At 59.3% G+C, this 24,507-nt stretch carries 11 protein-coding genes and 1 other RNA gene; 10 read left to right on the top strand and 2 right to left on the bottom strand.

Annotated elements, in window-relative coordinates; all coding sequences use genetic code 11:
* The first annotated feature begins 282 nt into the window (after window positions 1-282).
* The 3 genes from ABIQ96_RS14645 (at window position 283) to ABIQ96_RS14635 (ending at window position 12,178) form a co-directional block, all read left to right on the top strand.
* Window positions 283-741: a transposase gene (locus ABIQ96_RS14645; protein ID WP_348215352.1), complete on the top strand. Its 459-nt coding sequence runs from the start codon at window positions 283-285 to the stop codon at window positions 739-741.
* A 367-nt stretch (window positions 742-1,108) separates the two neighbouring features.
* Window positions 1,109-5,830, top strand: a complete 4,722-nt coding sequence (locus tag ABIQ96_RS14640; protein ID WP_348215351.1) for an autotransporter-associated beta strand repeat-containing protein — start codon at window positions 1,109-1,111, stop codon at window positions 5,828-5,830.
* A gap of 246 nt (window positions 5,831-6,076) precedes the next feature.
* Complete coding sequence (locus ABIQ96_RS14635; protein ID WP_348215350.1) at window positions 6,077-12,178, top strand: autotransporter-associated beta strand repeat-containing protein; 6,102 nt, start codon at window positions 6,077-6,079, stop codon at window positions 12,176-12,178.
* 610 nt (window positions 12,179-12,788) lie between these two features.
* Here ABIQ96_RS14635 and ssrA read toward each other — a convergent pair.
* Window positions 12,789-13,147, bottom strand: a transfer-messenger RNA (tmRNA) gene (gene ssrA / locus ABIQ96_RS14630).
* A gap of 42 nt (window positions 13,148-13,189) precedes the next feature.
* On the bottom strand, window positions 13,190-13,801 hold the full coding sequence (gene can, locus ABIQ96_RS14625) for a carbonate dehydratase (protein ID WP_348215349.1): 612 nt from the start codon (window positions 13,799-13,801) through the stop codon (window positions 13,190-13,192).
* A 269-nt stretch (window positions 13,802-14,070) separates the two neighbouring features.
* Between can and ABIQ96_RS14620 the strand changes: the two genes are divergently transcribed.
* The 7 genes from ABIQ96_RS14620 (at window position 14,071) to ABIQ96_RS14590 (ending at window position 24,488) form a co-directional block, all read left to right on the top strand.
* Entirely contained in the window at window positions 14,071-18,843 is a 4,773-nt protein-coding gene (locus ABIQ96_RS14620; protein WP_348215348.1) for an Ig-like domain-containing protein, read from the top strand.
* 399 nt (window positions 18,844-19,242) lie between these two features.
* Window positions 19,243-20,472: a hypothetical protein gene (locus ABIQ96_RS14615; protein ID WP_348215347.1), complete on the top strand. Its 1,230-nt coding sequence runs from the start codon at window positions 19,243-19,245 to the stop codon at window positions 20,470-20,472.
* 331 nt (window positions 20,473-20,803) lie between these two features.
* Window positions 20,804-21,259 carry a hypothetical protein gene (locus ABIQ96_RS14610; protein ID WP_348215346.1) on the top strand — a complete coding sequence of 152 codons (456 nt, stop codon included), beginning with the start codon at window positions 20,804-20,806 and terminating at the stop codon, window positions 21,257-21,259.
* A gap of 353 nt (window positions 21,260-21,612) precedes the next feature.
* Window positions 21,613-21,909: a hypothetical protein gene (locus tag ABIQ96_RS14605; protein ID WP_348215345.1), complete on the top strand. Its 297-nt coding sequence runs from the start codon at window positions 21,613-21,615 to the stop codon at window positions 21,907-21,909.
* A gap of 3 nt (window positions 21,910-21,912) precedes the next feature.
* Complete coding sequence (locus ABIQ96_RS14600) at window positions 21,913-23,313, top strand: ATP-binding protein (RefSeq protein ID WP_348215344.1); 1,401 nt, start codon at window positions 21,913-21,915, stop codon at window positions 23,311-23,313.
* A 69-nt stretch (window positions 23,314-23,382) separates the two neighbouring features.
* Complete coding sequence (locus tag ABIQ96_RS14595) at window positions 23,383-24,012, top strand: response regulator (RefSeq protein ID WP_348215343.1); 630 nt, start codon at window positions 23,383-23,385, stop codon at window positions 24,010-24,012.
* Between the two features lie 65 nt (window positions 24,013-24,077).
* On the top strand, window positions 24,078-24,488 hold the full coding sequence (locus tag ABIQ96_RS14590) for a response regulator (protein ID WP_348215342.1): 411 nt from the start codon (window positions 24,078-24,080) through the stop codon (window positions 24,486-24,488).
* Window positions 24,489-24,507: the final 19 nt, after the last annotated feature.

Below are 24,507 nucleotides of genomic sequence, written 5' to 3'. Positions count from 1 at the left end.
ATCGCCGAAATTCTTGACATGCCCTCAAGATCGATTTCCCAGGCTCATCCCGCTATTACACAAATGGAGTAGCTCCGTGGGGTGGGGGATTCCCGATAATCAGATTGGCGCTATTCACGACAAAAATCGCCGAGTCAAATCCCTGAAACGGGGAAAATCATCATCTGGAAAATGCCTCGTGTGCGGATTCCGGAACCTGGCCACGGAATTGACCTGAGGTCGGCTTCTCGTTCCCTCCGTGGCGCAAAAGTTCCGCGAAAAACTCGCGGTGAAGCTTGAAGCTTGAAGCTTGAAGCTTTGAAAATCAAGGAATGCACCCGGGTGAAACTCTCGATGATGGGCGGTCAAGCCCATTTCTGCCAGATCTCCGCCGTCGATCAGGAGTGGGATCATGTCTATCCGGCAAGTCTCGCGGCGACCGATAAGGAGGCCATCCATGTAGTGATCCGCGATCAGGCGGTGTTTCATCTGCGAGGCGGCGACAGACGGTTGCCGGAGCGGGTGCGCACGATCGATCTGCCGCCTTACTACCCCGAGCTCAGCCCATGCGAGCAATTGTGGGACATGATCAAAGACGAGATCGGCAACAAGATTTTCGCGACGGTGGAAGAGCTGAGGGAAGCCTCCAGGCCGGCGCTAAAACGGTTTTCAAATGATACCAAGTCAGTCCTGAGCCTGATGGGTCGTAACTGGCTGCGGTCTCAAGCAAACACTACGCATCCAATGCTGGAGCCACTTTAATTTGAAGAACTGGTATCAGGATTTATCTAACGAAGGTGTGCCGGGTGATAGAGGATTAAGTGGATGCAAATCGAGGGAGCTCCGTCAGTCAGTTTCTGGTGGCGGATATTAGGTCGGCCGCAGTTGTAACCCGGCGCAACGGAGGGTGAGTGTTTCCCTCATTCAGAGGCGTCCCGGTCAAATGGAGATGCGGATCCGGTTAGGGTGGCAGTGTGCGAAGGCCGGTCGGCACCAACTCATGTCCCCCGTGAAAAGCCATGCAGTCTTCGTCGGGAAACCAACCCGTCCGACTCTACTCCACACGGGGTATTGAAGCGATTTGCCCGCATATCCATTGTTTATGAGCATACAAAAACCCAAATCTGTAATGAAACTCAAAAAAGGAAACCTCCTGTGCCTTGCCTCCATCTTTGTCTCTCTCTCCGGCCATTCGTCGGCTGCTGAAATTGTCCGGGCGAATGTCGCCATTGCCCTAAACGATCCCACCGCCTGGGTCGGCGGCGTTGTCCCCGGTTCCGCGGATATCGCCCGCTGGGATAGCACGGTCACAACGGGAACGAACTCTTCAACCGCTGTTCTCGGAGCCGACACGACCTGGGGACAGATCAAAGTCGTAAATCCGACCGTCGTTGCGGCCAGCTCCGTCATCATCCCGGCTGGAAGTCTACTTACCCTTGCCGGTGTCTCCGGAACCGGAATCGACGTGAATTCCACCCAGAACCTGGTCATCACCTCGCCCTTGACCTTGTCCGGGAACCAGGAGTGGAGTGTCGGAACCGGCCGCACCGTGACAATCAATGGAGCCACCGTTTTCGACCAAGGTTCGAGCAGCATCACGATGAACGGTCTCGGGGGCGTTCTCATCAATTTCCTGAACGGGATTGCTGCTCCGACTTCCACCGGATCGTTTACGGTAAATCGCGGTCAACTCACTGTGATGTCAGCCAACAGTGCCGGCTTCCCGGGACACACCAACGTCCTCAGCCCGAACACACCGTTGATCATGGGTGGCGGCACTTTCCAGGGCCAGGTAGGCAACAGCGTCGGCACCTACACCCAGAATATGGCCAGCCTGACCATCAATGCGGGAGCATCCGTGCTCACCCAGGTCCGGGGATCCAGTTCCACGGTGGTGAACAGCTTCGGTAGCATTACCCGCAATCTGGGAGGCACGCTAAACCTCACTCCGACCAACAACAACAGCGGCTTTCGGGTTGCTTCCGGCACCTTTCCGATAGAATTGGTGAGCGGCGGGATCACGCTGACCAGCAGTGATTTCGTCCGGGCTGCCACAGCCGCCACTAACATGGCCGCCGCCACCTACACGGCGGACACATGGGCTACAGGAAACCGCACCAATGTCACTGCGGATAGCAGCCAGACGGGTGCCACCACCGGTGCGCTTCGGTTCGCCGCCGCAGGTGCCCGCACGATCACTCTTGCCGGGACCAACATCATCGAATCCGGCGGATTGCTCGTCACTTCCGCCGTCGCGGCGAATACCACCACCATCAGCGGTGCTGGAACTTTGGCCGGAGCCGCCGGCGGCGGGCTCATCGTCCACCAGCACAACACGAGCGCTCCTCTAACGATTTCCTCGCAGATCGTTGACAACGCCGGACCCACCGCCTTGACCAAAACCGGCGCGGGAACCTTGGTTCTGAGCGGGAACAACTCCTTCACCAACGGCGTTTACATCAATCAAGGCAGTATCCAGCTCGGCAATCCCGGAGCACTGAACTCGACGACTCCCAATGCGGTGACATTCACCAACAACAGCGGCGGCAAACTGCAGCTTGGAGGAAACAACTCCACCGTTTCCAGCTTGCAAACCACCTCGGTCGTGGCGGTTGTTCCGCCGGTCGTCGAGAACGTCAGCGCAACCAACGCGACCCTCACGGTGAGCAACGCCTCCGCGGTCCTCTATGCCGGAACTCTCCAGGATGGAACCGGCGCGGGCAAACTCGGCCTCACCAAATCCGCGGCGGGTGTGTTCACCTTGTCAGGGGCAAGCACGGCCTTCACGGGCGCCACCACCATCTCGCTCGGCACGCTCGCTCTCAGTGGCAGTGCCGTACCTGGCACTTCCAATACGGTTTCCGTTGCTTCCGGCGCGATCCTCGACGTGACGGCCCGCACCGGCGGCTCCCTAACCATTGCGAACGCCCAGAATCTCACCGGAGCGGGTAGCGTTGCCGGTGCCATCGTCACTGGCTCAGGTTCGATCATTACGCCCGGCTCCGCAGGCGTGGGGACTCTAACGACACAGGCTCTTGCCGTGGGTAACGGTTCCACGTTCAACTTCGAAGCGAGCACCGGTTCGACCGACCTGCTCGATGTCACCGGCAGCAACAGTTTGACCATCGGCTCGGGCAGCGGCATCAACCTCTACGTTCCGGGAACCCTCAACAAGCTCCAGACTAACGGAGTTTACCGGCTTTTCAAATACGTCGGCACGATCCAGGGAGCCGGAGTGGCGGCGCTCAGCTCCGCGAACATCCTCAACCCACAGGGTGGATTGTCCTACAGTTTCGCGGAAAACGCCGGCTACGTCGAGGTCACCGTCTCTGGAACACCGGTAGTTTCCTCGATCTGGACGGGCACGGGTTCGGGAAGCTGGGGTGATACCACCAAATGGGACACCGGAACCGTTCCGAATCTAGCAGGTGCCACCGCCACGCTCAATGGTGCGATCCTGGCCCCCAGCATCGTTTCTTTGAATGGCAACCGCTCCGTCGGTTCGCTGGTTCTCAACAGCGCCTTCGGTTATACCGTCAATGCGGGAACGCCCACGACCAGCATCCTCACACTCGATAACGGCGCGGGCAACGCCACCATTGTCGTTACCAACGGAAGTCACACCATCAACACGCCGGTCACGCTTCTTTCAAACACATCCGTCACCGTCACCAACCTCGCCGACACGCTTACCTTCACGGGTATCGTTGACGACGGCGGCGGTGTGAAGGGGATCACCAAATCGGGACTCGGCACTCTTAATTTCGCGGCGGCATTTGAAACTCCCAACACTTTTTCCGGTGGCTTGACGGTCACTGCGGGCACCGTCCAGTTCAATGCCCTCGACAGCCTCGGCAGCGATTTCATCACTGTGGCTGGCGGAACCTTGAGATGGGCGTCCGGCATCACCGATGACGTGGAGGATATTTCCACCCGCATCGTCACCATCGGCTCCGGCGGGGCTATTTTTGACACTAACGGAAATGATGTGAATTTCATTGGTGGCATCGGCAGCGGTGGCGTCGGCGGACTGACCAAGACGGGACTCGGCACCCTCACCATGGGTTCCGGCAACGACTATACGGGCGGTGTGACGATCAATGCCGGTGTCCTGCAGATCCCGGATGATTCCGGTCTCGGAGCCGTTCCCGGATCGCCCTCCACCAAGATCACATTCAACCCCGGAACTGGCAATACCTCCACGCTCAAACTCGGTGCCTCGGACGTCACCATCAATGCGAACCGCACCATTCTCATGTCCAGCGGAACTGCCGAATTCGACACCAATGGCGTGAATGGCACCTACACAGGCCTGCTGTTCGGACCCGCCAAGTTCAAGAAATCCGGTGCAGGAACATTGACTGTCACCGGCGTGAACAACGTCAACGCCACCGGTGGCACCGTCATCGATGCCGGCACCATCGGCATCAACAACGAGTCCAATCTTCCCGCCGGAACCGTCACCATGAACGGCACTGCGGCGATCAATACCAATGGGGCGTCGTTCCATGGCAACTACGTCATCAACGGAACCAACTCCATTTCGGAAAACCCTGCGGGCGGCGGTGTCATCACCACGATCGGAGCCCTGACCGGTACCGGCAGTTTCACTCTGAACAATGTTTTCGTTTGCGACTACGCCGCTAACAGTTGGGAAGGATTCAACGGCACCATCAACCTCGGTGGTGGCACCCGACTCAACGGCACCGCAGGCAGTGCCGCGGTGACATTGAATCTCGGAATCTATGGAGTTAGCGTCCGCGACGGCAGGACGGCGATCGCCATTGGTGAGATCCAAAGCCCCGCCCCCGCCGGCATCCTCGGCGGTTCGACAGGCGGTGGCGTGCAGACAGTCACTTGGAACATCGGCGGCAAGAACACCAACTCGCTCTTCGGCGGCGTGATCGGCAACGGCGGTGGACCGTCCGCGATCAACAAAGTCGGCAGCGGTTCGCTGACTCTCTCCAACACCAGCAACCACACGGGACCATCCACCGTTTCCGCTGGCTCCCTCATCTTCAACGGCGGCGGCTTCAGTGCCGGTGCCCTTACTGTAGCAGCCGGAGCGACCCTGACGGGAAATGCCACCCTCGCGGCGGTGACCGTGTCCGCCAATGGCATCATCGCTCCGGGAATCGCCGGCATCGGAACGTTCTCCACTGGAGCGACGGTTCTGGCAGGACTCTTGCAGGTCGAAGTTGACGGCACCACGAATACCGCGGACATGCTGGCTGTTACCGGGAATTTGAATCTCACGGGTTCGACCATTAACTTCAGCTCCATTGGTGGTGCGCTCACCCAGCCAACCTACATCATCGGCAGCTACACCACGCTGACGGGAACACCCACCTTGGAAAGCAACGTTCCGTCAGGATATCGTGTGGATTACAACTTCCACGGGCTGAACCAGATCGCGATCACCACCGAGCCCGCCGATCAATACAGCACCTGGGCGTCCGGCTTCGGACTGACCGGAGGAAATGCTCCGAAGTCTTCGGATACTTCCGACAGCGATGGCGTCGCCAACATCCTTGAGTTCATCCTCGGCGGAAACCCTAACAATGGAAATACCTCGTTCCTGCCGCTTCAGAACACCTCTGATCCGAACACGCTCGTATTCTCCTACAACAGGGCCGATGCGGCGCTCCTTTCCGCCACCGAAAAGGTCGAAGTCAGCGCCGATCTCAGCGATTGGAGCACCATCCCGCCGATCACCGTCGGCGCGGGGAATTCCAGCGGCCCGGGCTACACCGTCGTGATTACCGACAACGGGGCCACGGACCTCGTCACCGTCACCATCCAGCGCGCCGCGAACACGAAATTGTTCGCCCGCCTTCATGCTGAATTCTAAGCGCACGCGCTCGGATTCGCCAAAGGGCGTCACCTTCCGGGGTGGCGCCCTTTTTGGTTTGCGTCCGGTTGGTTTCCTTCGCGGCGGAAGATGCACCGTGGGACTACTTCATTTGCGTCATTGACGTTCGGAGCGGCGATTCGCGAACCTTCCCATGATAGGCTATCAGAATGCCGGTCGTTCGTTTTCCAGTGGGAAACGAGCATCGCCGTCCTAACCCTTTTCAAACCCAAAACCCAACAACCCATGAAGCCCCGTTTTTCCGCATCGCCGCAAACGAAATCTAACAAATGTTTCGCGCCCCTGCTGTGGACTATGACCCTGGTGGCGGCGCCACTCGCCCACGCGAGCAGCGCGGCATGGAACGGCGCGGCGGGTACGGCCCTGTGGTCGAACGTGAACAATTGGGTGGGACCTCCCGCCAGCGTCCCGGGTTCGGCGCAGACCGCCACCTTCAATGCCGCCGCCGGTGCCGGTGGTGCCGTAATCACCACCGGAAACATCACGCTCCGCCATCTCACTTTCGACACTGCCAGCGCGGCGGCCTACACCATTGGCGGAGCCTCTGCCGGCACCGGTCAGATTCTTCATGAGACGAGCGGCACGATCAACCTGAACGCGACCGTCACCACTAATCAGGTGATCAATGCGAACATCCTGCTGGGTTCCTCCGGAGTGATCAGCACCCATACCGTCACTAACAACGCTGCCGGCCGCTCCTTGACCTTTGGGGGGAATCTTACCGGAAATACCGGTGGAACTCCCGCCGCCAAGGCCCTCACTCTTACCGGCGCAGGCCCGATCATCGTCAACGGGGCCATTGCCAATGGCGGAGCGGCGGCCGTCAATCTCACGAAAACCGGGACCGGCCTTCTGACCCTCGGCGGTTCCAACACCCATGGCGGTGAAACTCTTCTCAGCGCCGGGGATATCACTCTAACCGGAATGATCAACGCCTCATCCACTACCGGTTCCATCCGCATCAATCCCGCCTCGGCCGCTACTTCGACGATGAACATCAACGGCGGCACCGTTCTCGTCGGAGCGGCCGGCACCGGCAATACCATCGTTGTCGGCGCGACCACCGGCGGCACGGGGATTCTCAACATGACAAGCGGCTCGGTGACCACCGGCGGTGTCGCAACGGACTTCCGCGAAGTCCATGTCGGCCGGGCGGGATTCGGCGTCGCGAACGTCAGCGGCGGCTCGCTGACCGTCGGCGGATTTCTTGTGGGCGGCATCTCCACGGCGGGTGCCGCGGGCATCTGGAACATCAGCGGAGGCTCGGTATCCATCGCCACCAATGGTGTCTTCGGAGCCACTCTCGGAGCGACGGCGGCCACCACCGGAGTCATGAACATCACCGGCAACGGCATTTTCAATTCATTGCCCGCCGGTGTGGCAGGTGGTCTCTACGTCGGCGAGGCCGGCACCGGGACTCTCAATCTATCAGGAAATGGACAGGCCAATCTCGGCGGGGCCGCCACCTCGGCGAACCTGGTCATCGGAAGGAACAACGTCGCCACCGCCGTCGGGATCGTGAACCTCGGCGGGGTGGGAATCGGCGGCGGAACCATCACCACCAACCGGGTGCAGAAACCCGGTGCCTTGGCGACCGGCTATCTGAATTTCCACGGCGGCACGCTCAAGGTGGGAACCGTTCCGAATGCCGCGTTCATGACCGGCTTGAATGGCGCATACATTTATGGAGAAGGCGGGAAAATCGATACCGACGGGAAAGACATCACCATTGACCAATTTCTCATCGCTCCCCAAGGCGATGGGGTGACCGCGATTTCCTCCGCGGCTGCCGGCTTCACGACCACCGGCTACACCACCGCACCGCTCGTCACCATCACCGGCGGTGGTGGAACCGGGGCCACCGCCGTCGCCACCGTCAATGGCAGCGGAACTCTAACCGGAATCACCGTCACCAATCCCGGCTTCGACTATACCTCCGCTCCGACCGTGACGCTCTCCGGCGGCGGACTGGCCACCACGTCGGCCAGCACGGCGGCCGCCACCCTTGTTGCTAACAACAGCGGCGGATTCACCAAGCTCGGTGCCGGCACGCTCACGATGAACGGAGCCAATACCTATCTTGGCGCCACCATCCTCACCGCGGGCTCGCTCTCGACGAATTATCTCAACGACGGCGGTTTCGAAAGCGGGATCGGAGCCTCGACCAATGCCGCGGCCAATCTCGTCTTCGACGGCGGCACCCTCAGCTACACGGGAGGCGGCGCGGCTGTCTACCGGAATTTCACCATCAATCCCGCCAAGACAGCAGGCATCGATGTGACCACCAGTCTCGTCGACCTCACCATGGGCGGCTCGTCCGGAGCAAGCACCGGTGGCCTTGCCAAAAGTGGTCCGGGGGGGCTTCTCCTCGGTGGAATTCACGGCTACACCGGCACCACCGCGGTCAACGCGGGAACCCTCGGTGTTCTAACGGGATCGGCGCTTTCCACCACGTCCGTGACTGTCGCCAATGGGGCGACTCTCAGATCCGCCGCCGGAACTACCTTCGCCACGACAACGGTTTCCGTTGCGGGTGGCGGCATCCTCGAGGGCGCGGGATCATTCACCGGAGCCACCACCGTCGCCTCCGGCGCGCGGCTCGTCCCCGGCGAATATGGCACGGGAGGGGGATTTCTAACTACCGGATCCCTGAATCTATCTGCCGGAACTTCCGTGGATTTTGAAACCACCGGCACCGTCCCCGGAACCGACCGGATCACCGTCACCGCCGCTGGCGGACTCACACTCGCCGGAACCACCGTCAACCTTTACTCCGCTGGGGCCACCGCGCCGGTGGCGACTAACGGAATCTATCCGCTTTTCGGCTACAATACCTCCTGGACCGGCTCGTTGGCAAACCTGACCATCGGAAACCCGACCGCCGGTAAAATCTACGCGTTCACCGACAACACCACCACCAAACTTATCAATCTGGTCATCAGCAGCGCCCCCGGCGGCCAGTGGAATGTCAATGGCGGCGGAACATGGGGAACCGGAGGCAACTGGACCGGCGTCATCCCCAACGCGGTATCCGCATTCGCGAATTTCAACCAACCCTCCAGTGCCGCAAGCGTTCCGCTTTCGTTGAACCTGCCGGTCACGGTCGGCAGCATGAAATTCAGCAGCACCGCTCCCTACACCATCACCCCGACCGCCGCTAACACCATCACCCTTAACAACGGACCGAGTCCGGCGCTGGTTGACGTCGTGACAGGGAGCCACACCGTCAACGCCCCGCTGGATCTAACGGGAGCTCTGCGGGTCACCGCCGACATCGGTTCGGCCCTTACCATGTCCGGCGGCATCTCCGGCACCCAGGCGCTTACCGCCCTCGGTCTCGGCACCGTGACGCTCGGCGGGACCAACACCTTCTCCACCGTCACCCCCGGCCCCGGTGTCCTCGTTCTCGGTGGAACCAACACCTTCGCCACACTCGCGCTTTCCCAGGGAACCGTGACGCTTGCCGGAACGGAAAACTACACCAACACCGCAGTCAGTGGCACCGGCAAGCTCGTTGTGGGGAATGGTGCCACCGCCGGTTTGCTAGGAGCCGGACCTGTCGCCCTTTCCGGCACCGCCGTCCTCGAGTTCAACCGCAGTGACAATTCCACTCTTGCTAACGACTTTACAGGTGTCGCCACTTCCATCACCAAGCTTGGCACGGGTGTCCTGACACTGTCCGGCACCGGGAGCAATGTCGCCGCGCCCCTCACGGTCGAAGAAGGCGGAATCACTTTCAGCGGAAACCATCAGACCGGCGCGAATACCACATCGCTGGTCACCGTGGGGAACGTGCTGGGTAAAAACGCGAAGCTAACAGTCACCGGCAGCCTCACCGCCGGCAAGACCAGCATTCCGGGTCTCGTCGCCGGCGGTGTGCTCGGATCCGCCGGCTCCATCCGGAATGACGGTGGCGTCCTCGCTTCGACCTCGGAAATCTGGCTCGGAAACAAGCTCGGATCCTACGGCGCGATGACCCTCACCGCCGGAACAACCACGTCCGGTTCATTTCTCGTCGTCGGCAACAGCGACGACACCGGCATCCTCAATGCCAGCGGAACCGCCGCCTTGGTGGTAAGCACGAATTTCATGACTCTGGGTGCCGGGACCAGCGCCGCGTTCGGTATTGCCAGTTTCTCCGGTTCCAGCAGCTACAGCACGACCGCGGCGACCGGCAGCCTGGTCGTCGGCGAGTTCGGGAAGGGGATTCTAACGGTCTCTGGAAACGCATCCGTAACCACCGGAAATTCTGGCACAGGCATCGAGTTCGGCCGGGTCAACACCGGCAGCTCCGGCATCGTCAACCTGTTGGGCGGAACGATCACCACCAACCGCGTCGTCAAGTCCACCGTCGGCGGGATCGCTACTTTCAACTTCAACGGCGGCACTCTGAGGGGGAACGTCAACAACGCCGCGTTCATGGCCGCCCAGACCGCATTCAGTGCCCAGATCCAGAGTGGCGGAGCGGTCATCGACTCCAACGGATTCAACATCGGCATCACCACGCCGTTGCTCGCGCCGGTTCAAGGTGGTATCAGTGCCGCCGGCCTGACGGTTAGTGGCGGAGGCTACATCGATACTCCGCTGGTGGAAATTACCGGCGGCGATGGATCGGGAGCCACCGCCGTTGCCACCATCAACTACGCGACGGGCGCCCTGACCGGAATCGTCATCACCAATCCGGGATCGGGTTACACCGTGCCGCCCAACATCACCCTCATCGGCGGTGGCGAGGAAAATTCCGGCACTGTCGGTGGTGATCCGACCATCATCAGCAACGCCGGCGGCGGGCTCACCAAGGTCGGTCCGGGAAATCTAACTCTCAACGCGGTGAATACCTACGACGGAATCACCACCGTGGGCAGCAATGCCAGCACGGATGCCAGCCGCCTGATCGTTTCAAACGCGTCCGCTCTCGGCAGCAGTCTTGCGGGAACTGTCATCAACGGCCAGACATCGGCAACCACCGGAGCCATCCTCCAGATCGGCACCGGAGTCACCGTTCAGGCAGGCGAGTCGCTGGCATTCGCCACCGGAGCCGCCGGACAGCGGGCTTCGCTTTATGTTGGGGGCCCCGCCGATATCGGAACTTGGGGAGGAAACCTCGTTCTATCAGGAGCTGGAATGGCCCAGTTGTATTCCGATGGCAGCGGTGCCAGCAGCCTCACCATCGGAGGCACGATCACCGGTTCCGCCACGGAAGGACTGCAACTCCGCGGCGGTGCTTCCTCTTCCGCTGTTGGAAAGACCAATGGGCAGATCAGCATCGGCACCACACCGCTGTTGAAGACCGACGGCGGCACCTGGACGCTGAATGCGGCTGCCAACGTCTTCGGGCCGACCACAATTGCCCAAGGCGTTCTCAAAATGGGAATCAACGCTGCGCTCCCGGCGACCACCGATGTCACGATCGGGCAGGCGGCGTCGAGTGCCGTGCTTGATTTGAACGGCACCGGCCAGACCGTCGCCGGTCTGGCGGATGTCACCAGTGTCGGCGCGCCCACCATCACCAGCACCTCGGGTGCGGCACTTACCGTCAACAACGCCACGCCCAAAACCTTCGGCGGCAATGGTGGCGTCATCACCGGCGCGATCGCCCTGACCAAATCCGGAACCGGACTCCTGACTCTATCAGGTGCCAACACCTACACCGGAGACACCACCGTCTCCGGGGGGACGCTCCGCCTCACCACTCCGTATCTTGCGAATGCCGCCAGCGTCCGCCTGACCACTGGTGCCGCGCTTGATCTGACTTATTCCTCCGGAACCCCGGACACGGTGAACGCGCTCTACATCGACGGCGTACAGCAGACCAGCGGGACATGGGGATCGCTGGCATCATCCGCTGCTAACAAAACGGCGCTCATTACCGGCACCGGCATCCTCCAGGTCACCACTTCCGGCGATGTCTATGGGTCATGGGTAAGCGGCTATCCGCTGCTGGTCACCCCGACCGACAAGCTGCCAACCACCGACTTCGACAACGACGGGTTTTCCAACCTGATGGAGTTCACCCTCGGTGGCGACCCGGGCGTTTCCTCGCAGTCCATCAGGCCGCTTCAGACTCTCAATCCGACCCAACTGATCGTCAGCTTCAAGCGCACCGACAGTTCGGAAGCTCCCGTCACCACCCAAACCGTCGAAGTCAGCGCAGATCTTGCGAACTGGACATCGGTTATGCCACCCATCGTGATCGGACCCGGAAACTCCAGTGGAACAGGCTATTCGGTAGCCGTTACTGAAATCGGCGCTGTCGATGACGTGACCGTTTCCATCGACCGGGGTGCCAATTTGAAACTCTATGCCCGTCTGAAGGTGGTGAAATAATCACTTCACCACCTTCACGTCGGAATCCAAGCGGACGACCTGGCCCGGTTGGGTGTCCGACTGGAAAGTCTTGTCGCCATGAGCCGTCCTGAGCTTCGACACGAATGTGAATGATCTCATTCTTTCCAACCCAAACGGCTAACCTGGCAAGGGGATTTTTGATGGAATAAGGGAAATGCGCCGATGGAACGGACGAGCTTCGAGTCATCCCAGATTATTTGCCGCTCTTGCGGGCGCTGTCTAGCAGGACAAAACCGCCCAGTGTGTTCACTGTGTCGCGGATGTGCAGGTCGGACAAAGGCTTGATCGGCGGCAGCTTGCATTCCTAAACGACTTTGCCCCTTCCTCCGGCGCGGCCGGCGCTGGGGGCCCCGTAGGTCCAGCCAGCAGGAATCGGTTTGCCCGGTCCACTGATCCCGCCGGCAAATGTGCATGTCGCGAACAAGAAGGCAGCGGGTAACAGGTTGCGGTCTTTCATGGGCTTGTAGGGATATTCCGTATCGGCCGTGGGAAGGTCGATACCCAGTTGGGGTTAGGAAATTAGCGATCTTTCCGACGAACGAAAAATCCCGCAGGCTGGCGGACCAACCTGCGGGAAGTTTTTTCGAAAAAGTGGAGGCGAGGGGAGTCGAACCCCTGTCCGAAACGCCGTCAACACTGGCATCTACACGTTTAGCATGCGGTCTGGAGTTTCGGATGAACTGGGCCCACACGCGGCGTTGCTCATCCTAGAAACCTGTTTGATCTCGGAAAGAAGCCCGGTTACCCGACCTCGATCCCAGCCTGCTAAGTTGTCGCCATCCCCCTCAGCAGGTGTCGGGGTTCTGACGTGGTCGTCAATTAAGCGGCCAGTGCGAGCTCGTTAGAGTCTGCATTTATTTGTTTTGAGCGGCTTTTTAAGGAGGCCAACCGATCAACCTCCACGTGCAACCAGCGCGTCAAACATCCCGTCGAAACCAGAACGCCCCCGTCACTTGTGACGTGGGGAAGATGCACCCGTCCGGGTTTTTATCAATGGGAAATATCAAGCGAGCCTTTGATCGGCGGAGCCAGGGTGGTGATCAGTCCGGTACTGAGGCGGTAGATCCAACTGTGAATGGCGATCTCCTGACCCCGTTCCCAGGCATCCTCGAGGATGGTCGTGCGGGCGACATGAGCGGCTTGCGAGAGGACGTTGAGCTCGCAAAGGCGGTCCACGGCGGTGTCGGTATCGAGTGCGTCGAGTTCCTCCTTGTTCCTGCGGGCGAGCGATCGAATGCCGGCCAGCCAGTTGTCGATCATCCCATGGCGGAAATTTTCCAACGCCGCGCGCACGCCGCCGCAGCCGTAGTGGCCGCAGACGATGATGTGGCGGACTTTCAGGACATCGACGGCGTATTGCATGACGGCGAGAACGTTGAAATCAGTCTCGACGACGATATTTGCGACGTTCCGGTGAACGAAGATTTCCCCCGGCGCGAGGCCGGTGATCTGGTTGGCGGGGACGCGACTGTCGGAACAGCCGATCCAGAGGTATTCCGGATTCTGCTGGGTGGAGAGTTTTTTGAAAAATTCCGGATCGTTCGCGAGAATCGAGTTCGCCCAGGCGCGGTTGTTTTCCAAGAGTTGAGTGAGACGTTCCATAGTGAATTCTAAGCGGGAGTTAAGCCAGTTTCGGTGCTTTCGTCCATCGCAGGTTTTTGAAATGATGCGGGACTACCCGAATAACGGCTTGACCAAGAGGTCAATTTTCACTTAAGAATACGCCGCTCACAAGCCCATCGGCTTTTGAGTCACCCCCACCACCATCACCCCCCAATGGTATGAAATCGTTCCGAAGGTCACTTCGTGTACTCGCGTCGTTGTTTTGCGCCAGCTTTGGCGTGGCGATCTGTGAAGCTCAGACCCCGCCCATGCGCATCATGCCGTTGGGAGATTCGCTTACCAGCGGTGTCACCAGCGGGACCACGGTCGAAGGCGCTTATCGCAACAAGCTCTACAGTTTGCTGACCACTGCTGGCTACAATGTGGATTTCGTCGGCACTCAAACGGATGCGACCAATCCGACGCTGCCGGACAAGGATCATCAAGGGATGGGGGGCTATCGGATCGATCAACTTCAAGCGGGACTGCCGAGTTGGCTGAATGTGATCGAGGATCCGGATGTGGTTTTGCTGATGATCGGAACCAACGATTTTTCCCAGAATTTCAACATCGCCACCGCGCAAGCCCGACTTTCGAGTCTGGTGACGGACGTGGCGACGAGGCGGCCGTTTGCCAAAATCATCCTCTCGAATCTCCCGTTGCGCACCGATAGCGCAACGTTTGAAGCCCAGCAATCCGCCTTCAACGCGTCTATTCCGGGGATCGTCAGCGATCAGGTCGCGCTCGGGCGGCAGGTGACTTTTCTGGACATGCACTCAGCACTATTGGCGACAGATTTGAGCGAAGGTGTCCACCCCACGGCGGCGGGATATGATAAAATGGCGAACGCGTGGTTTCCGGCGATCACCGGCGTGATAGCTCCACTGGGAACAACCAATCCACCGGCCATCGTTCGCACCGAACCGCCGGTTGATTTGCAACACCTTGCCGTGAGATTCAGCAAGCCTCTCGCGGACAGCTCCACGGCTCTGGCGAATTTCAGCCTGAACGGTGGGTTGAGCATTTCCCAAGCGGTGCTGGATCCGGTGACAAAACGCACCATCACGCTGACAACCAGCGCTCAGACAGCGGGTAAACTTTACACGCTCACGGTTAGCGGTGTTCGCGACCGCACGGCCGCGCAGACCTTGATCGCGCCTGGTTCGACGGTGAATTACTCGTCGTTCACTCTCGCAAATGGAAGTTTTGAAGCTGGCGAAACCGGTTGGACGATGACCGGAAATCGCTTGAACTACGGGTCCGACGGAACGTATGTCGCGACGAACGGCACGAAGATGATGGTGCTCAACGGCGGCAACACGACCCCGAACGCCATCATCACCCAAACGTTCGCCACGGTTCCGGGGCAGTATTATGTGCTGAATTTCGACGTCGGAATTCTGGCGGTCAATGCGGCCACCCAACAGTTGGGCGTTTCGGTCACCGGTGCGAGTACGTTGGTTGCTCAAATGGAAGTGTTGACTGGAAACAGCCTGGGCAACTCGGTGTGGACGGGCAAGAGCTACGCTTTCGTAGCCGACAGCGCGTCGGCGATTCTGGCGTTTCAGGACCAATCCTCCTCGTCCAACGGCATCGACCTGCTTCTCGACAACGTAAGGATCACCGCGACTCTTCCTCCACAGAATACCGCTCCGGTGGCGGTGGCGGATTCCTATGCGACCACGCAGAACCTTGCACTTTCGATTGTCGCAGCGGGTGTTCTCACGAATGACACGGATGCCGAATCCAACGCTCTCACCGCGGTTTTGAACTCCAATCCAAGCCATGGTACGCTCGCTTTGAATGCCAACGGCAGTTTCACCTACACGCCGACCACAGGCTACTCGGGAGCCGACTCGTTCACCTATCATGCCAATGACGGCAGTTTGAACTCCAATGTTGTCACCGCATCCATCGCGGTGAATCCGGTGGCCGTGGGGTCGTTGATCAACGGCAGTTTCGAGTCGGGTGAAGCCGGTTGGGCGATGACCGGAAATCGATTGGTCTATCAGTCCGACGGTACCTATGTCGCCACCGACCCGCTGCCGACCGTCACGGCGTATATGCTGGTTCTCAACGGCGGACCCGCCGTGCCGAACGCCGTCATCAAACAGGATTTCGCCACAACACCCGGACAATCCTACAACTTGTCATTCGATATCGGAGTGATCGCCATCAATGCCGCCGAGCAGAAACTCAACGTCACCGTGACCGGTGCGGGCACGCTGCTCAACCAGACGGAATCCGTGTTTGGAAACAGCGTGGGCAACTCCGTCTGGGCTTCCCGAAGCTACTCCTTCGTCGCCGCCGGCAATCTAACGACTCTCGCCTTCAGCGATATTTCTCCGGCGACCTCGGGGATCGACATGCTGTTGGACAACGTGAAAATCACCACTTCCGCTCCGGTCAACACCGCGCCGGTTGCCGTGGCGGATTCCTATTCGACCAATCAGGGCGTCGCACTTGTCGTTCCCGCCTCTGGCGTTCTATCAAACGATACGGACGCTCAATCCAACCCGCTCACGGCGATCCTCAACGTCGGTCCGGCCCACGGCTCTCTGACGTTGAATGCGAGCGGTGGCTTCACCTACACGCCTACCACCGGATACTCCGGAGCCGACTCCTTCACCTATCATGCCAACGACGGCAGCCTGAACTCGAATGTCGTGACGGTTGGCATCACCGTCAACGTGGTCAATACGGCCCCGGTCGCGGTGGCTGACTCCTATTCGACCAACCAAGGCGTCGCACTCGTTGTTGCCGCCGCAGGCGTTCTGGCTAACGATACCGATGCGCAATCCAACCCGCTGACTGCGATCGTCAACGTTGGTCCTGCTCACGGCTCGCTCACCTTAAATTCCAACGGCGGCTTCACCTACACGCCAACCGCGGGCTATGCCGGACCCGATTCCTTCACCTACCATGCAAACGACGGCAGCCTGAATTCCAACATCGCAACGGTCTCTATCACCGTCAACGTGGTCAATACCGCTCCCGTCGCTGTTGCTGACTCTTATTCGACCAACCAGGGCGTCGCACTCGTTGTTGCCGCCGCAGGTGTTCTGGCAAACGACACGGATGCCCAATCCAATCCACTGACAGCCATTATCAACGTTGGTCCGGCCCACGGCTCGCTCACCTTGAGTTCCAACGGCAGCTTCACCTATACGCCGACCACCGGATACTCCGGAGCCGACTCCTTCACCTATCACGCCAACGACGGCAGCCTGAATTCCAACATTGCTACCGTGAGCATCACCGTCAATCTGGTCAATACCGCGCCGGTCGCCGTGGCGGATTCCTATTCCACCAACCAGAACACCGCGCTCGTCGTTCCTGCCGCGGGAGTTTTGGCAAATGATACGGACGCTCAATCCAACCCACTGACTGCGATTGCCAACGTGGGTCCTGCTCACGGCTCGCTCGCCTTGAATTCCAACGGTGGCTTCACCTACACGCCAACCACAGGCTACTCCGGAGCCGATTCCTTCACCTATCACGCCAACGACGGCAGTCTGAATTCCAACATTGCTACCGTGAGCATCACCGTGAGCGCACCGGTCTCCCAGATTCTCGTCAACGGCAGCTTTGAATCCAACTACATCGGATGGACGAACTCCGGAAACCAAGCCATCGAAACCTATCAGGCGACCGATGGCATCAAGAAGGTGGCCTTCAACAGCCGCAACCTCGCTCCCAATGCGGTGCTTTCCCAAACCTTCGGCACAGTTTCCGGAAAGACCTATACGCTTGCGTTCGATACGGGAGTTCTCTCCTATGTGGGCAAACAGCAGAAGCTGGCCGTGACTGTCACCGGCACCAACAGCCGCTTGTCGCAAACCGTCACTCTCACCGGCGCAAGCGACGGATCCGTGTCGTGGACCGCCAAAAGTTATACTTTTGTTGCTAACAGTGCGACCACCGTTCTTAGCTTCCAGGATCTTTCCTCCTTCACCGACGGCATCGACCTGCTACTCGACAACGTCCGGGTCACCGGGCCGCCAGCCGTTCCGACAGTCGCCCCGGTCGCGGTGGCCGACTCCTATTCGGTGAACAAAAACACCGCGCTCGTTGTTCCCGCCACGGGGGTTCTCGCCAACGACACCGATCCCCAGGGCAACCCGCTCACTGCCTTGCTTGATGGTAGTCCATCACATGGCACGCTGAATTTCAGCACCGGTGGCGGCTTCACTTACACGCCGGTGACGGGTTACATCGGAGCCGATTCATTCACCTATCATGCTTCGAATGGCGGTTTGAATTCCGGAATTGTCGCCGTAAACATCACCGTCAACGAAGTCACCGGGGGCATCCTCGTCAATTCCAGCTTCGAGTCCGATTTCACCGGGTGGACCGCCACCGGCAATCTGTCCATCGGCTACTATCCGGCTACCGACGGCATCAAGCTCGTTTCCTTCAACGGCGACAACCGCACACCTAACGGCGTTTTGTCCCAAGCCTTCGCCACCACTCCGGGGCAAATTTACTCCCTCGCCTTCGACGCCAGCGTTCTGGCCTACACCACCGACTCGCAAATCCTCCAGATAACGGTAGCGGGCACGGGCAATCTGCTTTCGCAATCGGTCACTATCAACGGCCTGGGAACGGGGCTCGGCCCATGGCAGGCCCAGAACTTCACGTTCATGGCTAACAGCACCACCACTACCGTGACCTTCCGGGATCAGTCCGTTGCCACCGTCGGAATCGACCTGTTGCTCGACTATGTCCGGGTGGTCGCCATTGCGGCCCCGGCCCCGGCCCCGGCCCCGGCCGCAGCGCTGCAACTGGCCACCACTCCCGGCGCCACCCCTGTGCTCACGCTGACCAGCACCCCCGAGGCATTCATAATCCGGATGACGGCACCACAGGACGGCATCTATCTCCTCGAACGTTCCGAAGACCTCCAAAACTGGCAGCAGCTCGACAGCATGCGATGCGACGCCCAACACCTCGTCGAGTTCTACGACAACCGTGGAGTCCTCGGCTCGGAAACTCCCCGCAAACAGGCGTTCTATCGGATCGGTTTACCGGCCTCCAACTGAACTATTTTTTGGGGAACTTCACGGAAAAGCTGCATAACAGCACGACGGCGGACTGCCAGTTTCGCAACGGCGTGCGGGCGAGGCTGCGGATTCTGATCCAGCAGCTATTTCGGAAATGCAAGTATCCGCCGGAAGGCTATGAAAATGCGATTGGATTGGTGCTGACGCAGGTGGTGGAGTTAGCGGATACATGGACTCCGCAGGGCGAAACAGGGAGCAGGACGTGTCCTGCAACGGACTGCGGCGAGAACGCCGCAGCCACTCTTGGCAGTTCCGCGGTAGCGTGTGGGGCATCTTTCGGTTTGCGACTTTCCTGCTTTCCAATAGCAATCCGCTAGTTATGCTTCGCGTCGTTTTGTTTTCTTACCCCCAATCCACCTCATCCCTGAAGTCACTGTCATGAACTCCCAGACAATTTCCCGCATGGCCACCATGGTCGTTTTGGTTGCTTCCATCGATTCTTTATTCGCCGGAAGCGACGAGAAACAGGTGATCGAGACTCCGCCCGCACCGGCCGCTTCGGGGTGGGAATTCCGCGCGACGCCTTACGGCTGGTTGACGGGGCTGGACGGCACGACCGGTGCCGGCGGCCTCACCACGGATGTGAACGAGAGTTTCAGCGACGTGGCGGATGTGCTCAAATTCGCCGCCGCGCTCCAGGTCGAGGCCCGCCGCGAGAAGTGGGGAATTATCGTGGATGGGTTTTATGCCTGCCTGGGCGATGACGGCACCACGCCGGGCCCCGCTTATGACCATGCCAGTGTGGATCTCAAACAGTTCATCGGTCAGGCGGAGGTGACCTATCGCGTTTACGAAACGCCGAAGGCCTTCGTCGATGTTTTCGTTGGTGCCCGCTACAACGGCATGTGGCTGGACATCGACGCGGTGGTCGATCCGGCCGGCGTCGCGACGATCAGCAGCAAAGCCAGCGGTGCCATCACCAAGGCCGTGGTCACCGAGGCCGAGGCCATCGTGGAGCCCCGCCTGGAGGAATACAAAAACGCGGCGGCCGCAGATCGCGCGGCGATTGAGGACGAGATCCGCTCATCGATCAAAAGCGACGCGACTGCCCACTTGAAGGAAAAGATCGAGCGCCAGTTGGTGGAAATCCGCCATAACAACGGACTCAGTAAGGAAACCATCGTCCTGAACCACGTCACGCAAGCGATCAAGGCGGAAGCCGCGGCGCTCGCCAAGGCCACCGCCGCGCTGAAAGTCGCGGAACTCCGCGCCTCGGTGGACTCCAGCCTGCAAGCCAAGGTGGACCAGGCGCAGAAGAGAGTGAACAACGCGAATAAACAACTCGCCAGCGCGCTGGATGCGCAAATCACCAGTGCACTGCCGACCAGCGCTTCAGATAACAAGCAGTGGGTGGATCCCATCGTTGGCTTCCGCGCACAATATAATATCAACGACCAATGGTATCTCGCGGGTAATGCGGACATCGGCGGATTCGGCGTGAGTTCGGATCTGACTTGGAGCATCGAAGCCGCGGTGGGCTACAATTTCACCCATAGGGTCTCCGCCGAACTCGGGTACCGCTATCTCTACACCGACTACAGCGACGGCGGATTCGTTTATGACGTGGCCATGTCCGGCGTCTACACCGGCTTGAACATCAAGTTCTGAAGTCGGACGTCCGGACTCAGGCAATCCTTTCAATGCGTGCGGGCCATCTCTAGCGAGGTGGCCCGTTTTCGTTGAATCTGCCAGCGGTCCAGCCGTTGTCCTATCAGAAATCAACAATCGAAATTCAACAATCATCAATCGAATTCCTAGCAAGGATCGGGAAGAGGGATCGGTTGTTTCATTCCCATAGTCATAAGGTTCTATATCCCCACCCATTCCTTTCTGACAGGGTGAGATGTCCAATCGCGCTGAGTGTCCCGACATCCGAAGCCGAGGACAACCGGCCTTTTGAAAGCCGAAACTTCTATCAAACAACCCCGATACCCATCCAATGAAATATCAACATACCGCCGCCATCGCCTTTTCTGCCGTTCTCCTTCTGGGAGGATGCGCCACCCAGATGTCCAGTGATCCGACCGCCCCGACCGGATCTCCGGCCGCCACCCTCACGCTTGATGAATTCCAGGCCTCCTACTACGGCTCGGCTTCGGGCGGCAGCGGCATCATCAGCTATCAGGGCCAGAGCCGGAGGTTCTCGATCCAGGGTGTCGGCGCGGGCGGAGCCGGCGCACAGAGCATTGACGCGGTTGGAAGAGTCTATCACCTCAATTCGCTGGCGGATTTCCCCGGAACCTATACCGGCGCCCGCAGCGGCTTGACCCTCATCGAGGGAAAGATGCACGAACGCTATGAGAACCAGAACGGGACGGTGATCTATATCACCGGCAAGACCAGCGGGCTTTCCAGTTCCCTGGGTATCGACAAGATCATCATCTCCCTGAAGTAATCCGTTCCTATTCTGCCGCCCGGCCAGTCGTAAGGTTGGCCCGGCGGAAATCCAATATTACACGGGGCGTCCCCCTCGGGAGGCGGTCTTTTTTTCCGAGCCCACCTGACGACTTGACCGATTTTCCGGCGGAAATGTGCCGGCCTCCCGACTCCCTGACTAACAAACGGGAAGGGGACTTTGTTTGACGGGGGAAGGGGAATTGTGGAATGTAGGGGCGAATGGATCGGGTGATGATGATATGGTCGGGATTGGCTGGCGCGTGCCTGATGCTAGGGCTGCTGCATCTCGTGGTGTGGTGCCGGAGCCGCCAGGCCTGGGCTAGCTTTTGGCTATCCGTCACCGCATTCGGGGTGATCGGAATCTTGGCCTGCGAGGTTTCCGCGATGTATACGGATTCTCCCGCGGTCTTCGAACGGGCCGTCTGGTGGGGACATCTGATTTTTCCTTCCGTTTGTCTGGGAGTTCTCGGGTTCGTGCATTGCTACCTCGGCACGGGACGCCCATGGCTTTTCGGATTGGCGCTGGGAATGCGGTTGCTGGCGGTGGTGGGTAATCTGACGACCGGAAGCAGCCTGCATTTTATCGCGATCCATAGTCTGAAGAAGTTGATGTTTTTCGGGCGGCAAGTGTCGGTGCCGGGCGTGTGAGAGATGAATCCGTGGGTGGCTCTGGGGCAACTGGCGTCCTTGGTCTGGCTCGCCTATGTGGTCGATGCTTCGGTGCGGTTGTGGCGGACGGGCTCGGCGAGCCAGCGGCGTCAGAGCATCATGGTGGGAGGCAGCATCATACTGTTCATCCTGTGCGCGGCGGCTCTGCCGGGACTGGTGGCCGCCGGGATGTTGGAATTTCCGATGAACTCGAGCATGGCCTTCATCGGGATGATTCTGGTGATGAACTATGAGTTGGGCGGAGACGTGTTGAACGCGGCGCAATTGTCACAAAGCCTGAAGACGAGCGAGCAACGGCTCGCGTTGTCCACGGAGGCCGCGCAACTGGGTGCTTGGGAATGGAACATCAACGCTCGAACGCTCTGGATCTCTGCAAAGGGGCGCGAGCTTTACGGATTTCCCGCCAGCGGGGAGATCGACTTGGAGCATTTTCTCGCCTGCTTGGATCCACACGATCTTGAGCAAGTGACCCTCTCACTCAATGCGGCAGTCTCGGGCAGCGGGAAGTTTTCCAAGGAATACCGCATCGTACTGCCGGACGGAAGTGTTCGCTGGGTTTCCACGACAGGGAAGGTGGAGAAAAATGTTCGCGAGGGGACGGCCCTGATGCACGGCGTCTCCAGGGACATCAGTCAGCGCAAGCTCAGCTTGAGCCAGACGGAGATCCAGCGGCAGGAACTGGCGCATCTTTCGCGGGTGAGTCTGCTCGGTGAATTGGCCGGCACCTTGGCTCACGAACTGAACCAGCCCCTGACCGCCATCCTCAGCAATTCGCAAACCGGCCGTCGCGGTATCAAGGTCGGCAAATCGACCCCCGCGGAATTGGCGGACATCCTGGATGATATTGCGGCGGATGCGAAACGGGCGGGCGGGATCATTCACGGGATGAGAGCCATGCTGAAAAAGGACTCGTCCGTGGATGTCATCCCGTTGGATCCCAATGAGATCGTGAAACAGGTGCTGGTCCTTCTTCATAGTGAGATCATCTTCCGAAAGCTGGATGTCGTATTGCAACTGGACGGAAGTTTGCCGTTGGTGATGGCGGGGCGGGTCGAAGTCCAACAGGTTCTTATCAATCTGGTGATCAACGCACTGGATGCAATCTCCCAGAAATCCGGAAAAGCCACCCTGCGGATCGCCACCGGTTATTTGGAGGATCGTGTGACGATTTCGGTATACGATTCCGGTCCGGGTATTCCTCCTGAGATTGTATCACGGTTATTTGATCCCTTTTTCTCCACCAAACAAGGGGGATTGGGGCTCGGACTGGCGATCAGTCGCAGTATTATGTCGAACTTCGGCGGGGAACTGCTGGCGGACAACAATCCCGACGGCGGGGCGGTTTTTCAAATGCGCTTGCTGACCGCATCGCCCCCAAAATAACCTTGTGCCGCTGAAATGGAAGTTGTGTGATGAATCTAATAGACAGCGATTTTACAGGAAATCAGCCACATGTCCCCCGAGAATCCAACAGTTTTTATCGTGGACGACGATGTTTCCGTCCTGCGAAGCCTTTCGCGGTTAATGCGCCAAGTGGATTATGAGCCGCGGACTTTTGCCTCGGCGGAGGAATTCCTTTCGTCTCCTGACGCGGGTTTGGCCAATTCGTGTCTGGTGCTGGACTTGCGGATGCCGGGGCTGGGTGGGCTGGAATTGCAACGCAAGCTCGCTTCCGTCCCCGCATCCTGCCCGGTAATCTTCATCAGCGGCGATGGCGACATACCGTCTTCCGTCCAGGCGATGAAGCAGGGGGCGGTAACTTTTCTATCCAAACCCTTTGAAAATGAGGACTTGCTGAAGGCTATCGACGAGGCGCTGGAAGTCCACCGTCGCTCGATGATTGCTAGAAAGGGCAAGGATGCTATCCTCGAGCGCATCCGGGATCTCACGGAGCGGGAGCGCGATGTGATGTCCCACGTCATCAGCGGGGAACTGAACAAACAGATCGCCTTCCACCTCGGAATCAGCGAGAATACCGTGAAAATCCACCGCGGCCGGGTGATGGCGAAGATGAATGTTGTTTCGGTCGCGGAACTGGTGCGCCACTGTGAGCAGGCGGGCTTCCAAGCCGCGTCTATTTGAGACGGGTTCATAGAACATAGGTATTATATTCAAATCATTCTCGTTCTGAGAATGTGGCATCTCCAATGCCAGCGGAATGTCATACCATCTATGTCATCGACGATGACGCCAGTATCCGCCGGGCACTGGGCCGGGTGATGACATCAGCCGGTTATGCCTGGGAATCCTTTGATTCCGCGGATCAGTTTCTGGCACGCACCGACCTTGCGGAAAACGCCTGCATCGTGGCCGATATGGCTCTGATAGGAATGAGCGGTCTGGAACTCCAGCAAGAGCTCAATGCCCGGCACTACCGATTCCCGGTAATTTTCCTAACCGCGGAAGATTCTGAAGAAATCCGCAACGTGGCCCGCAATGCCGGAGCCGCCGGATTTTTCCGCAAGCCCGTGGACACGCAGGCACTGCTCGACGCCATCGACTGGGCGCTGCACGAGCCACAGCAAGAACCGAGCGAACCCGATTCTCCCCTAGTGTAACCCCCGCAACAAACCAATA

This window comes from Luteolibacter sp. (genome assembly GCF_039920825.1).
GTDB lineage: Bacteria > Verrucomicrobiota > Verrucomicrobiia > Verrucomicrobiales > Akkermansiaceae > Luteolibacter.
The sequence above is the reverse complement of the archived record's forward strand: the minus strand, read 5'-3'. Positions and strand labels throughout refer to the sequence as shown.

Excerpts from the sequence above, each read along its gene's own strand:
- ABIQ96_RS14595 (WP_348215343.1), top strand. The coding sequence starts at position 23,383 with ATGTCCCCCGAGAATCCAACAGTTTTTATCGTGGACGACGATGTTTCC.
- ABIQ96_RS14620 (WP_348215348.1), top strand. The coding sequence starts at position 14,071 with ATGCGCATCATGCCGTTGGGAGATTCGCTTACCAGCGGTGTCACCAGC.
- can (WP_348215349.1), bottom strand. The coding sequence starts at position 13,801 with ATGGAACGTCTCACTCAACTCTTGGAAAACAACCGCGCCTGGGCGAAC.
- ABIQ96_RS14640 (WP_348215351.1), top strand. The coding sequence starts at position 1,109 with ATGAAACTCAAAAAAGGAAACCTCCTGTGCCTTGCCTCCATCTTTGTC.
- ABIQ96_RS14590 (WP_348215342.1), top strand. The coding sequence starts at position 24,078 with ATGCCAGCGGAATGTCATACCATCTATGTCATCGACGATGACGCCAGT.
- ABIQ96_RS14610 (WP_348215346.1), top strand. The coding sequence starts at position 20,804 with ATGAAATATCAACATACCGCCGCCATCGCCTTTTCTGCCGTTCTCCTT.
- ABIQ96_RS14600 (WP_348215344.1), top strand. The coding sequence starts at position 21,913 with ATGAATCCGTGGGTGGCTCTGGGGCAACTGGCGTCCTTGGTCTGGCTC.
- ABIQ96_RS14635 (WP_348215350.1), top strand. The coding sequence starts at position 6,077 with ATGAAGCCCCGTTTTTCCGCATCGCCGCAAACGAAATCTAACAAATGT.
- ABIQ96_RS14615 (WP_348215347.1), top strand. The coding sequence starts at position 19,243 with ATGAACTCCCAGACAATTTCCCGCATGGCCACCATGGTCGTTTTGGTT.